General features: G+C 62.7%; 10 protein-coding genes and 1 tRNA gene. 4 read left to right on the top strand and 7 right to left on the bottom strand.

Annotation, left to right across the window (positions count from 1 at the left end; translation table 11 throughout):
* Window positions 1-80: 80 nt before the first annotated feature.
* The 7 genes from ACTQ48_RS07240 to aroF all read right to left on the bottom strand — a co-directional run bounded on the left by ACTQ48_RS07240 (window position 81) and on the right by aroF (window position 8127).
* The gene (locus tag ACTQ48_RS07240; protein WP_441570475.1) at window positions 81-1319 is read right to left on the bottom strand and encodes a shikimate kinase; all 1239 of its coding nucleotides are present in this window, start codon (window positions 1317-1319) and stop codon (window positions 81-83) included.
* Complete coding sequence (gene pheA / locus ACTQ48_RS07235) at window positions 1320-2465, bottom strand: prephenate dehydratase (protein WP_441570474.1); 1146 nt, start codon at window positions 2463-2465, stop codon at window positions 1320-1322.
* 169 nt (window positions 2466-2634) lie between these two features.
* Window positions 2635-3729, bottom strand: coding sequence for a chorismate synthase (aroC, locus tag ACTQ48_RS07230; protein WP_441545343.1), 1095 nt, complete (start codon window positions 3727-3729; stop codon window positions 2635-2637).
* A gap of 1 nt (window position 3730) precedes the next feature.
* Window positions 3731-5050, bottom strand: a complete 1320-nt coding sequence (gene aroA / locus ACTQ48_RS07225) for a 3-phosphoshikimate 1-carboxyvinyltransferase (RefSeq protein ID WP_441545344.1) — start codon at window positions 5048-5050, stop codon at window positions 3731-3733.
* A complete protein-coding gene (gene aroB / locus ACTQ48_RS07220; protein WP_441570473.1) occupies window positions 5044-6150 on the bottom strand; it encodes a 3-dehydroquinate synthase in 1107 nt (368 codons plus the stop codon). The genes aroA and aroB overlap by 7 nt, the downstream gene beginning before the upstream one ends.
* 36 nt (window positions 6151-6186) lie before the next feature.
* Window positions 6187-7101, bottom strand: coding sequence for a prephenate dehydrogenase (locus ACTQ48_RS07215; RefSeq protein ID WP_441570472.1), 915 nt, complete (start codon window positions 7099-7101; stop codon window positions 6187-6189).
* A 3-nt stretch (window positions 7102-7104) separates the two neighbouring features.
* Window positions 7105-8127, bottom strand: a complete 1023-nt coding sequence (gene aroF, locus ACTQ48_RS07210) for a 3-deoxy-7-phosphoheptulonate synthase (protein ID WP_154516169.1) — start codon at window positions 8125-8127, stop codon at window positions 7105-7107.
* Between the two features lie 203 nt (window positions 8128-8330).
* Between aroF and ACTQ48_RS07205 the strand changes: the two genes are divergently transcribed.
* The 4 genes from ACTQ48_RS07205 to ACTQ48_RS07190 all read left to right on the top strand — a co-directional run bounded on the left by ACTQ48_RS07205 (window position 8331) and on the right by ACTQ48_RS07190 (window position 13219).
* Window positions 8331-8407: transfer RNA gene (locus tag ACTQ48_RS07205), tRNA-Arg, on the top strand.
* A gap of 76 nt (window positions 8408-8483) precedes the next feature.
* A complete protein-coding gene (locus tag ACTQ48_RS07200; RefSeq protein ID WP_441570471.1) occupies window positions 8484-11201 on the top strand; it encodes an HAD-IC family P-type ATPase in 2718 nt (905 codons plus the stop codon).
* A 215-nt stretch (window positions 11202-11416) separates the two neighbouring features.
* Window positions 11417-12571, top strand: a complete 1155-nt coding sequence (locus tag ACTQ48_RS07195; protein ID WP_441570470.1) for a zinc ribbon domain-containing protein — start codon at window positions 11417-11419, stop codon at window positions 12569-12571.
* A 105-nt stretch (window positions 12572-12676) separates the two neighbouring features.
* Window positions 12677-13219, top strand: a complete 543-nt coding sequence (locus ACTQ48_RS07190) for a peptidylprolyl isomerase (protein WP_154516178.1) — start codon at window positions 12677-12679, stop codon at window positions 13217-13219.
* The last annotated feature ends 12 nt before the right edge of the window (window positions 13220-13231 follow it).

Here is a 13231-nt window from a genome sequence, read left to right as displayed (position 1 = left end):
GGTTGGTGGCGGGACTTGCTGTCTGCGGCGTTTGCCCAGATAAAACCTGCCAAAATAAACCTGTCCCTTTTTGGCAGGTTTTAGAGGGTGTCGAGGAGGGCGCGTGCGGTGTTGGCGGCGCAGTCGCGTGAGTCGATGATGTAGTCGGCCCAGGTGCGATAGCGCGGCATGCGCTGCTCGGCGAGCTTATCGATGCCATCGCGGGCGGTGATGGGGCGTCCCTTATGAGCGAGTTCGTCGAGCTTGCGGTTGAGCATCACGATTTGGCTGTTCTGGTGCAGCAGCGGGTAGTTCTCGTCACGCGTGACCACGCCGCCGCCGGTGGAGAGTACCAGGCCGCTGCGCTTGGAGATGTCGGCCAGCGCCGCCGTCTCCTGCTCGCGGAATGCCGCCTCGCCGCGCTCGACGATAAAGTCGGCGCAGGGCATGCCGAGGCGCTCCTCGAGCGCGCGGTCCAAGTCGATGTGCTCGCGGCCCGTGAGCAGGGCGATCTGCTCGCCCACGCGGGTCTTGCCCGAGCCCGGCATGCCGATGAGCGCGATGTTCTGCTCGCGGCGGGACAGGCGCTCCGTTACGTCCAGGATGCGCTCGCGCGGGGTGACTTGGCCGGTGTAGCGCTCAACGGCCTGTGCCGCTTGGGCCACGAGCATCAGCAGGCCGCCGATGCAGGGGATGCCGCGGCGCTCGGCCTCGAGCATCAGGCCCGTGCGGGCGGGATTGTAGACAATGTCGATGACGCCCTCGAGCGCATCGAGCCCTTCGAGCGTGCAAGGCGCGTCGGGGCAGTGAGGGAACATGCCGGCGGGCGTGCAGTTGACGAGCAGCGCCGCGTCGGACTGCTGTGCGATGTTATCGTAGTTGACCTCGCTCGTGCGGCCGACAGGCACAACGACGGCGCCCAGGTCACCGAGCACCATGCTGGCCGTGGTGCCGGCACCGCCGGTGGCACCGAGCACGAGGACCTTCTTGCCGGCAACCTCTACGCCCAACTCCTCGACTAGACACTGAAAACCAAAGTAGTCGGTATTGTCGCCGCGCAGGCGGCCGTCGGGCAGGCGCGTGATGGTGTTGACGTTACCCATGCGCTCGGCCAGGGGGCTCAGCTCGTCCAGGTATTCCATGACGGCGCGCTTGTAGGGGATGGTCACGTTGGTGCCTTCCCATTCGTCTCCCGTCATAAAGGCCTCAAGCTCCTCGGGCTCGCGCTCAAAACGCACGTACTCCAGGCCCGCGAGCTCTTTGTAGATGGTCGGGGTGTAGCTGTGGCCCAGCACGCGGCCCAGCACGCCGTAGGGGCGGGTTGCAGCGGTTTCGGTCATCTAGAGCACCTCCGTGTAGCTGCCAAAATAGGTGAAACTCTCGCACACGTCGTCAATCGAGTCGAGCAAGTCGTCGAGGGCCTTGCTGCCAAAGGGGCAGTCCAGGTCAAAGTAGAACATAAACTCAAAGTCGTGCCCGGGGATGGGGCGGCTCTCAAGCTTGATGAGGTTGATGTTGAACGCGTAGAAGCGCTCGAGCACGCGGTAGAGGGCACCCGGCTCATTGGCCGTGGTGATCATGAGCGATGTGCGGTTGGCGCCGGGGTAGACGCGCGGCTCGCGGCTGATGACGACAAAGCGCGTGTAGTTGTTGTCCGAGTCCTGGATGTTGGGCTCCAGCACCTCCAGACCGTAGAGCGCGGCGCAGCTGCGCGAGGCGATAGCGGCGACATCGGTGCGCTCGGAGTTGGCGACCATCTCGGCCGACATAGCAGTGTTGGGGTACTTGGTGGCGTGCAGACTGTGGGCTTCGATAAAGCCGGCGCACTGGGCGATGGCCTGGCCATGGCTGTAGACCTCGCGCACGTCGGCGAGCTTGGTGCCGGGTTTGACGAGCAGGTTGTGATCGATCTTGAGGCGCAGCGAGCGCACGATATAGAAGTCGAACTGTGCGAGAAGATCGTAGACGGCGTTGACCGAGCCAGCGGTTGAGTTTTCGATGGGCAGCACGCCAAACTCGCAGAAGCCGTCGCGTACGGCGTGCATAACGCCCTCAAAGGTCTCAAAGAACGCGATATCGGGCACGTCGAAGAGCTTGCAAGCGGCGATTTGGCTGTAGGCGCCCTCGACGCCCTGGCAGGCGACGGTGGCCGTCTGGGGAAAGGGAGTATCGAAGGCTGCTGCCGTGGCATGGGCCTTTTGCGACACGGTGATGCCCTTGAGCTCGTTGATGTAGCGCTGCTGCTCGGCCTTGCTCATGCTCATGAGAAGGCGGAACAGGGTAATGGTCTGGGCCTCGTAGCGCTCGGGTGCTCGGCTGGCGAGGTTGCTGAGTTTGGAGCGCTCGCGGGCGGGGTCAAAGACGGCCTTGCCCATCTCGATCTTTGATTTGGCAACCTCGGTGGCAATGTCCATGCGCTCGACAAAGCTGTTGAGGAGCGTGGTGTCGATGCCATCGATGGCCTGGCGGATGTCGGCAAGGTCCATGGAGACCCCTTTCGTGAATCGTTTCCTGGGGTAGTTAATTTGGGACGGGGCTTTTTTAGCTACCCTTTGACTGGTGGCGAATCGATGGGTGCCGGGGCAAATACTCACTGGCATATGGGGGTAGCTAAAAAAGCCCCGTCCCAAATTAGCTACCCTCGGGGTGGGCGGGCTAGCGCTGGGCGGCGTCCTCGAGGAGGGCGTCCCAGATGGCGAGTGCCGCGGCTGCTTCGGCTACGGGGACGGCGCGCGGGACGATGCAGGGATCATGGCGGCCGTGGACCGAGAGCTCCGCATTTTCCATGGCGTCCATGTCCACGGTCTGCTGTGCCCGGCCGATGGAGGGCGTCGGCTTTACGGCCATCCGCCACATGACGGGCGCGCCCGTTGAAATGCCGCCCAAGATGCCGCCGGCGTTATTGGACTCGACCGCAATCTCGCCGGCGGCATCTATGCGGTACGGATCGTTGTTCTCGCTGCCGCGCATGGCGGCCACGGCAAAGCCCATGCCAAACTCCACGCCCTTTACGGCGGGGATGCCAAACGCGATCTGCGCGATACGGTTCTCGATGCCATCGAACATGGGGTCGCCGATGCCCGCAGGAAGGCCGTAGATGCCGCACTCCACGATGCCGCCGATGCTATCAAGCTCATCGCGTGCGGCGAGAATTTCCTCGCGCATGCGACCGGCAGCAGCAGCGTCAATGCAGGGCAGGTCGTTCGTAAGGATCGCCTTGCGGTCGGCCTCGCGATAGACCATGTCGTCCATGGGCAGGTCGGAGATGCCGCCGATCTGCGCCACGTGTGCCATCACCTTAATGCCGCGCGCCTCGAGTGCCTGCAGCGCAATGCCGCCGGCGATGCATAAGGGGGCCGTCAGGCGGCCGGAAAAATGCCCGCCGCCGGCGACATCATGCATATTGCGGTACTTCACGCGCGCGGGGTAGTCCGCATGGCCCGGGCGGGGCTTGCGGCGCAGCTCGGAATAGTCCTTGGAGCGCGTGTTGGTGTTTTCGATAATCGCGGCTATGGGCGCGCCGGTGGTGTGCCCATCGACCACACCGGCAATGATGTGCGCGGCGTCGGCCTCGCGGCGCTTGGTCGCGGTCTCGTCGCGCCCGGGGGCGCGACGGTCCAAAAAGGCCTGCAACGCCTCCTGGTCAACGGCGATACCTGCCGGAATGCCGTCGAGCGAGCAGCCGATGGCGGGGGAGTGCGACTGGCCGAAGATGCTTAAGTGCAATACGTTGCCAAAGGTCGAGGACATGCTACTCCTCCTCGAGCTTGACCTTGCCGCCCAGCAGGCGGTAGTGGTCAAAGAAATCGGGATAGGACTTATTGACGGCCTCGGCGCCGTGAATTACGACCTCGCCGGTGGCACGGCTCGCGGCGATAGCGGCCATCATGGCGATGCGGTGGTCGTTGTGCGAATCGACCTCGCCGCCGGTAAAGGCGTCGACACCCTTGATGATGAGATCGTCGCCGGCAATGCGCACCTGCGCGCCCAGCGCGGTGAGCTCGCGGGTGGTAGTGGCAAGACGGTCGGATTCTTTGATGCGCAGGCGGGCACAATCGCGGATGAACGTGCGGCCCTGTGCCAGCGATGCCACGGCAGAGATAACGGGCACCAGGTCGGGGATGTCGTGCGCGCTCATCTCAAAGCCTGCGAGCTTATCGGACTGCACGGTGGCGGCGTTGGTGGAGCGCACGATGCGGGCGCCAAAGCGCGAGAGCGCGGCAAGCACGTTGCGGTCGCCCTGGGCGGAGCTGAGCGACACGCCCTCCACGGTGATGGGGTCGGAGCCGATGGCGCCGGCGCACAGCCAAAAGGCGGCGTTGGACCAGTCGCCCTCGACAGCCACGCTGCCGGGCGTGCGGTACGAGCCGCTGCTTACGCGGAAGTTTGTGACCTCGGGCTTGCCATTCTTAGCGGGGATGCGCTCGACGTTGACCTCGACGCCGAAGGCCTTCATGGCCTGGATGGTCAGGTTGATATAGGGGCGGCTCTCGATAAGGCCGGTCACCTGCACGCAGGAGGGCTGGGCCAGCAGCGGGGCTGCCAACAGTAGACCGGAGATGTACTGTGAGCTCACATTGCCCGGCAGGATAAATGTGCCCGGGCGCATGCGGCCGCTCGTCTTGAGCGGAAAGCCGCCCAGGCCCTGCAGGTCGCAGCCGGCGGCGATGATCTCGTCGGAGAGCGGGGAGAGGGGGCGTGCGCCCAGACGGCCCTGGCCCACAAAGGTTGCCTCTGCCCCCAGCGCGCAGGCGACGGGCAGCATAAAGCGGAGCGTGGAGCCGCTCTCGCCGCAGTCGAGCGTGCCGCCGGCAAGTGCTTTGAGCAGGCCAAACTCAATACTCTTCATAGTGGGATGGACCTGGAAGCCATCCTCGACGGTCTCGATGCGGGCGCCGAGCGCCGTGAGGCAGCGCACCGTGGCCTCGATATCGGCGCAGGTGGTGTTGCAGGTCACATGTGTCTCACCGTTGGCAAGGGCGGCGCAGATGATCAGGCGGTGCGCCATCGACTTGGATGCGATGGCGGGGACGGTGCCCTTGAGTGGGGACGGAGTGATGCGGGCTAGCATGCGGAGGCGTCTCCCTTCTGGCCGAGGCCCTCGGCAATTAAATCATGGAAGGCGGAAAGCGGCGTGCGGTCGATGCTGCAGCGGCCAATGCCGTGCGGAATTACCAAGTCGATGGTGTCACCGGCTCGTTTTTTGTCGTGCAGTGCCTCGGCAAAGATGGCGTCGGCGGAAAGCTCGCAGCGGGTCTTAAGGCCGTGGCGTGCGCAGAGCTCCTCGATGCGGCCGGGCAGCTCGGCGTCGCAAATGCCATGAAGCGCTGCGGCGCGCGTGATGATACCCATGCCGATCGACACGCAGTTGCCATGTCCCAGCTCAAAGTGCTCGCAGGCCTCGACAGCGTGTCCAGCGCTGTGTCCAAAGTTGAGCAGCTTGCGCTGGTTGGTCTCGCGCTCATCGGCGACAACCACGGCGCGTTTAATGTCGATATTGCGGGCGATGATGAGCGCCACACGGGCAACGTCGCGGTTGAGGAGCTCCAGTGTGAGCGGGGTTTTCTCCAACTCGGTGAAAAGCTCGGGGTCGGCGATCACGGCGTGTTTGACGACCTCTCCGCAGCCGTCGGCGAACTGCTCGGGCGTGAGGGTGGCGAGACACCCCACGTCGGCAATAACAACACTCGGCTGCCAAAAGGCGCCGGCCAGGTTTTTGCCGGCGGCCAGGTCGATGGCCGTCTTGCCGCCCACCGAAGAATCAACCATAGCGAGCAGGCTCGTGGGGATCTGCACAAATTTACAGCCGCGCATGTAGGTGGCGGCCACAAAGCCAGCCACGTCGCCTACAACGCCGCCGCCGAGTGCCACGATCACGTCGGAGCGCGAAAGCTCGTGCTCGGCCACAAACTCCAGGATGGCAATGTAGGTCTCGGCGCGCTTGTGGGCCTCGCCGGCCTCGAAGGTGCAGACACTCACCGTATAGCCCGCAGCCTCCAGGCTCTGCTTAACAGGCATTTGGTAGAGTGGGCCCACGTTGGTGTCCGTCACGATGACGGCTTTGGTACCGCCGGCGGTGGCGCGGACGAGCGGGCCCGCCTGCTCCAGCAAAAACGTGCCGACATGCACCTGGTAGGGGCGTGCGGTGTCGATATCGATGGTAATCGCCATAAGCTTTGGTCCTTTCGACCTAGCGTGATAGGTGGTCTAGTGGGCGGCCTCGTCGTCGAGCGCGCGCTTGATGCGGTCGCCCTCGGCAAGGAGATTCTCAAGATAGCGCTGGTCGCGGTCCTTGAGCGCAAGGCTGTAGGCGCCGAGCGAGTCGATCAGATGGTCGATCTCGAAGGCGAGCGCGTCGGCGTCGTCAATCATGAGCTCGGACCACATCTGGGGGTTGAGGTGCGCCACGCGGGTAAGGTCGCGGTAGCTACCGGCCGAAAAGCCGTGGTGGACCTGGGCGGTCGGGCTCTTTACGTAGGCGTTTGAGACGACGTGCGCGAGCTGGCTCGTAAAGGCGATCACGCGGTCGTGCTCGGCAGCGCTGGTCACGCTGAACTTGCCAAACCCTAAGGGGCGCACCATCTCGCGCACCTGGCCTAAAAGCTCAAGCTTGAGCGCATCGTCCACTGCAGGCGGCACGAGCACGAGTGGCGCGCCCTGGAACAGGTCGGCACGGGAGTGAGCGTAGCCCGAGTACTGGGTGCCCGCCATGGGGTGCGCGCCCACAAAGTAAAACCCGTACTCGTGGGCGAGTTCGAAGGCACGCTCGCACACGATGCCCTTCACGCCCACGGTGTCAATCACCACGGGCCCCATGATGGCCTCGGTATCGGTGGCGTCGGCGAGTGCTTGGGCGTGCGTCTCGAGCCACTCGATGCAGGCCTCGGGGTAACAGGCCAGCACGATGATGTCGCACTCGCCGAGCGTCTCGTCGTTGAGCTCGCCGGCGACGGTGCCCATGCTGGCGGCCGTCATGACGTCATCGTCGGGGTCCCAGGCCAGCACGCGGACGCCCGCCTGCGCATAGCCGCGGGCAAAGCTGCCGCCGATCAGACCCAGGCCCACAACGCCGGCGCATTTGGGGCCGCCCTGGTTAACGCGCGCGTTTCTTACCGTACCCATGGGCTACTCCATGGTCTCTTGGCAGACGACCTCGCGGATGGCGCGGATACGGCGCATGGTGTCGTCAAACTGGTCGGGGGTGAGGGCCTGAGCACCGTCGGACCATGCGCGGCTGGGCTCGTCGTGGACCTCGATCTCCAGACCGTTGGCGCCGCAGGCGGTCGCGGCGAGCGCCATGGGTTCAACGTAGCGGGTGTAGCCGGTGGCATGGCTGGGGTCGGCCACGACGGGCAGGTGCGACAGGTGGTGCAGCACCGGCACGGCGTTGAGGTCGAAGGTGTTACGGGTGCGGGTCTCGAAGGTGCGAATGCCGCGCTCGCACAGGATGACGTTGTCGTTGCCCTCGCTCATGATGTACTCGGCAGCCATGAGCAGCTCGTCGACGGTGCCGGACATGCCGCGCTTGAGCAGGACCGGGGTCTTGGTCTTGCCGACCTCCTTGAGCAGGGGGAAGTTCTGGGCGTTGCGGGCGCCGATCTGCATGACGTCAATCTTCTTATCCAAGAAGACCTGCACGTCGCGCGGGTCCATGATCTCGGTGACGATCGGCATGTCGAGCTCGGCCGAGGCCTCGCATAGCAGGTCCAGGCCGGCGGGGCCCATGCCCTGGTAGGCGTAAGGGGAGGTGCGGGGCTTGTAGGCACCACCACGCAGCATGGTGGCGCCGGCGGCCTTTACGCGACGGGCGATGCGAATGAGGTTTTCGCCCTCGACGGAACAGGGTCCGGCGATGACCTGGAACTGGTCGCCGCCGATCTTGATGCCGTGGCCGCAGTCGATAACAGAGTCCTCGGGGTGAAACTTGCGGTTGGCACGCTTGAACGGCTCGGAGACGCGCTGCACACGCTCGACGACGTCCATGGACTCGAGCAGGAACGGGTCGATCTTGGTTGTATCGCCCACCAGGCCGATGATGGTCTCGTTCTCGCCCCGCGACACGTCGGTTTTGAGACCCTTCTTCTCAATCCAGCTGACGATGTGGCCGATGGCCTCATCGCTGGCGCTCTGCTTTAAAATTGCAATCATGGTGTGCCTCTCACCTCGATGGATAACCCTTGCAAAAACGGCCCGCAGTGCGAGCCGTATCATATGGTGCATGAGAGTTTATACTAATTATTTCACTTTTGCGTCCTAAAGTGAGCCGTTGCGCTTCGTCTCCCACGTAATTGCAAAGCTTTTTCTGTTATGTTGTTAGCTCGTGGCGCACTTGGGTATAATGCCAACCGTTGGCCCTATTAGCTCAGGGGATTAGAGCGTCTGCCTCCGGAGCAGAAGGCCGTTGGTTCGAATCCAACATGGGGCACCATCGAACGTAAGACCGTCCGAACCTCGCATGGTCCGGGCGGTTTTTCTTATACCGACGCGACGTGATGGGACGTGGTATGGCAACGACGGATATCGAGCGCGGACTTTCGACCGCCGAGGTCGAGGAGCGCATTGCCGCCGGCAAGATCAACCGCAACATGGAGCTCAAGACCAAATCGGTTCGTGAGCTTATCATCGAAAATCTCTGCACGCTGTTCAATCTGATCAACGTGGTCTTAGCGATTTTGGTCATTATGACCGGATCGTTTAAGAACCTGACGTTCCTGTTTGTGGTGTTCCTCAATACCGCCATTGGCGTTATCCAGTCCATGCGCTCCAAGAAGATGGTCGATAAGCTCACATTGCTGACCTCTAAGAAGGCCATCGCGGTGCGCGATGGTGCCGAGGTGGAGCTCGACTTGGACCAGATCGTGCTCGACGACATCATTCGTCTGGGGCGCGGGGACCAGATACCTGCCGACGCCGTGGTGGTATCGGGCGAGGCGCTCGTTAACGAAAGTCTGCTGACGGGCGAGAGCGACCTTATTAAGAAGCAACCTGGTTCCGAGCTCATGAGCGGCAGCTTTATCGACTCGGGCCTGTTGCGTGCCCGCGTGGTCCATGTTGGTGCGGATAACTATGTGGCCAAGATCAACAACGAGGCCAAGTACGTCAAAAAGGTCAATTCCGAGATCATGAACGCGCTCAACGCTATCGTGCGTTTTGCGAGCGTCATCATGATTCCGCTTGGTCTGGCCTTGTTTGCCTCGAGTGTGAGCGGGCTATGGGATGCAGCCGGTACGCCGGGCGATAGCGCGCTTTCGTGGTGCTTTTCCGAGCTGCTGGCCGGTCGCGTGCCTTCGTCGGCGCTGCTGTCCACGGTGGGCGCTCTTTTGGGCATGATTCCGCAGGGCCTGGTGCTGCTGACCTCGTCGGTGCTTGCCATCGCCACGGTGCGCCTGGCGCGCCGCAAGGTACTCGCGCAGCAGCTCTATTGCATCGAGACGCTCGCGCGCGTCGACGTGCTGTGCCTGGACAAGACGGGCACTATCACGTCGGGTCGCATGGAGGTCGAGGGCACCTATCCGTTGCCCGTTGAGGGCGTGGGCTTGGCCCCGGACGAGGCACCTGTCACCGTCGATACTACTGTGCTCGATTTTGCGCTTGCCAATGTCGCGCGCGCGACCTCGGCTGATGCCAATGAGACCTGCCAGGCGCTGCTCAACTACTACGCCGACCGCCCGGTCGAGGTGTCCGAGCCGCTGTCGGTCATTCCGTTTTCGTCCTCCAAAAAGTGGAGCGGCGCCTCGTTTGCGCAGGGCTCCTATGTGATGGGCGCGGCGCAATTTGTGCTTTCGGAGCGTATCTTTGCGCAGGTCGAAAATCGTGTGGCCGAGCTTGCCGACACCTGCCGCGTGCTCGTGGTGGCCCGTGTGGACGGCTTTACGCCCGATGGCGATATGGTGGGCGAGGCCGAGCCCGTGGGCTTTGTGACCATTCGCGATGAGATTCGCACTTCGGCCGCCGAGACCATCGGCTACTTTAACGAGCAGGGTGTGACCCTTAACGTGATCAGTGGCGACGACCCGCGTACGGTGTCGTCGATCGCGCGCGTGGTGGGCGTGCCGGGGGCGGACGCTTATGTGGACGCCACGACGCTCGATACGCCGTCCAAGATTGATGCGGCGGTGGACCGCTACCATGTCTTTGGCCGCGTGACCCCGCAGCAGAAGCGCGAGCTCGTGCAGGCGCTCAAGCGTCGCGGCCATACCGTTGCCATGACGGGCGACGGCGTCAACGATGTGCTGGCGCTCAAGGAGGCGGACTGCTCCGTGGCCATGGCCGCCGGTTCCGACGCCGCACGCAACGTGGCCGAGATCGTGCTGGTCGATAACGACTTTGCTTCGATGCCCGCCGTGGTGGCCGAGGGCCGTCGATCCATCAACAACCTGCAGCGTTCGGCCTCGCTGTTCCTGACCAAGACGCTGTTTTCGATGGGCCTGGCGGCGCTGTGCATCGCGCTGCCGCCGTATCCCTTTGAGCCTATCCAGATGACGCTCATTAACTTCTTCTGCATCGGCGCGCCGGGCTTTGTGCTGGGCCTTGAGCCCAACAATGCCCGCGTGAAGGGCTCATTCTTGACCAATGTGCTCAAGCGCGCGCTGCCGGCGTCGGTTGCAGTCATTTTGGCCGCGGCGCTCGACATCTTTGTGGCGCGCGTGTTTGGCTTTAGCCAGCTCACGCTGTCGACGATGTGCCTTCTCACGTCGTGCGCGGCAAGCGTGAGCCTGATCTGGCGTATCTCGCAGCCGCTCACTCCCTTGCGCGTGATGCTCTTTGTATTTGTCGTCGTCGGCATCTTGGTGGGCGTTATCGGATTCCCCGAGCTGCTGTCTATCGCCAACTTGTCGATGGGCGAGGCAATTATCCTTCTGGTGATTGTGGTCTTTACTTGCGGCGTGTTCTTTAAACTCGCCTCGATGATGGATTCGCTTAAGCCGCGTCGCCGCCATGCCGCCACTGGCTTTGGCCGCGGCGTGCGCGTTCGCTTGGGCCGCGGTGGCGGCAAGGTGAGCTCGACGGGCTCGACGGCCGAGCGTTTTGCCAAGCGCGTCGCCGCCGACATGGCGCAGCGCCGCGAGGAGCGTACGACACGTGAGGCCGAAGCCCGCGCGCTCGAGGGCGTGGAAAAGACCCAGCCCAAAAAAATGAAGGGCGCGGGCGCCAAGCGCTCGCGCGTGACCAAGTCCGCGCAGGGCATTAAGGTTTCGATGCCGAGCAAGAAGAAGAAGTAACCGCACCTCACAGGGTAGCTAATTTGGGACGGGGCTTTTTTAGCTACCCGGCTGATGACGCGATCTATTTGGCCGATTGGCGGCCAGGGCAGCTAAAAAAGCCCCGTCCCAAATTAGCTACCCTGCGATGTTGAATTGGTGCCCTGTGCCTTTAGGGGCGTAGCGATGTTATGCTCTAACCTCGATGGTTCGAATGATTCCGAAAAGAGGCTGCCGTGATTTGCCCGCATTGTCTCAAGACCATAGAGGACGGCTCCTCGTTCTGCCCCTATTGCAATACCTATGTTGGCCCGGGCGATGGCCCCGAGCACACCGAGTTTGTGTTCTGCGAAGGCTGCGGTGCCCGTCTGTCGCCGCATGACCGCACCTGTTCCAAGTGCGGGCGCCCTGCCCCGGGCATTCTATCCGAGGATGCGGCCGCATCCGACCTGGCTGCTGGGCGCACGGCTGGTTTTCCCCGCCTGACGCAGGAGCAGATCGATACCGAGGTACCCCATGCGCCGGCCTCTGCCGCCGCGGTACTTTCCGATGCCGCCGATCCCAATGAGACCTGCGTGCTGCCGGCTTTCGACAGGGATTTTGGCATTCCCAAGGTCGATATTCCGCTGCCGGTGTCCCTTCGTGACGACGCTCAGTCCAAAAATCAAAAACCCAAGCGCAAGGTGCATCCTGACGAGGATGCCTACCACAAGCACAAGCGCCGTATTCCCAAGCCGCTCATCGTCATCGCGTTGCTCGCTGCCGTGTGCGGCAGTGCCTATTGGTTTGTGACGTCGGACCCCATGGGCGTTATGCCGGGCTTTTACGACCAGTTTGGCCAGGCCGCCAAGACGACGTTCCCCTCGCGCCAGAAGGGCGAGGCTACCGAGGAAGAGACCAATTCCGACGATACCGCCGAGGTGGTCCAGGAGGAGACCGTCCTTTCCGACGACCAGCTCTATACCAAGCTCGACGGTCTGTATCAGACCATCGTGTCGTATGGCGACGATGATCAGATCGGCGAGGTTGTCGACTCGTTTAACAGCGGGTACCTGCGCACGCCGCTCTCCACGCGTCAGGAGCTGTCGCAGAGCGCTTATGCCCTGCGCGACCAGATCAAAAAGACCCAAGACGAGCTCAACAACCTTAAGGTGCAAGATGATACCGTCTACGCAGAGGATATCGAGCACCTCAAACAGCTTGCCGAGTGGATGTACGAGCGCGTCGACATGATCTGCCAGAGCTGGGATATCTCGCTGTCCATTCCCGATGGCGAGTCGCTGAGCGCACGCCAGAGTGAAATCTTGGCGCCCATCGCACAGGGCGGCAACAGCGCCCTTAACCAGTACGATGCCAATGTGAGCGCCTGGAAGCCGCAGCCGCGTTCGTAATTTGTTGCCCTCCGACGGCATAACCTGCGTGCGCAATTGATGGAAGCCCGTGCTTATTGCTACAATTCGTACAAATATGCTTTAAACGCACGAGGAAGGAACCACATGTTTGGTTTTAAGAAAGAGCTTTATACGCCCGAGTACCAGCTCGCTGGTGATGAGTGTGCGATCATCGAGACGTCGAAGGGTACGATCAAGGTCAAATTTGACGGCGAGGGCGCTCCCATCCATGTGGCGAACTTCTGCGAGCTTTCCACCATGGGCTTTTATGACGGCCTTAAGTTTCACCGCTATGTGCCCGGCTTTGTGATCCAGGGCGGCGACCCCAATACCCGCGATATGTCCGGCGCTGACGTCGCCGCCGGCCTTGAGGGCCCCGACGGTATGCCCGGCACCGGTGGCCCCGGCTACTGCATCAAGGGAGAGTTTGCCACCAACCCGCGCAACAGCCATGTGGACGGTGCGCTTGCCATGGCACGTTCCATGGATCCCGATTCCGCGGGCTCCCAGTTCTACTTCTGCCTGGGAGCCCAGCACAATCTGGATTCCGGTTACACCGTCTTTGGTACCACGGTCGAGGGCCTCGACGTGATTTCGCAACTGCGTGCCGGCGACGAGATCGTCCATGTCGAGATCGTTCACGAGTAAAAGGGGACTTCC

The organism is Collinsella sp. Sow4_E3 (assembly GCF_052116285.1).
In the GTDB taxonomy this organism is placed as follows: domain Bacteria; phylum Actinomycetota; class Coriobacteriia; order Coriobacteriales; family Coriobacteriaceae; genus Collinsella.
Note: the sequence above shows the minus strand (reverse complement) of the source record. Positions and strands in the feature narration are given on the sequence as shown.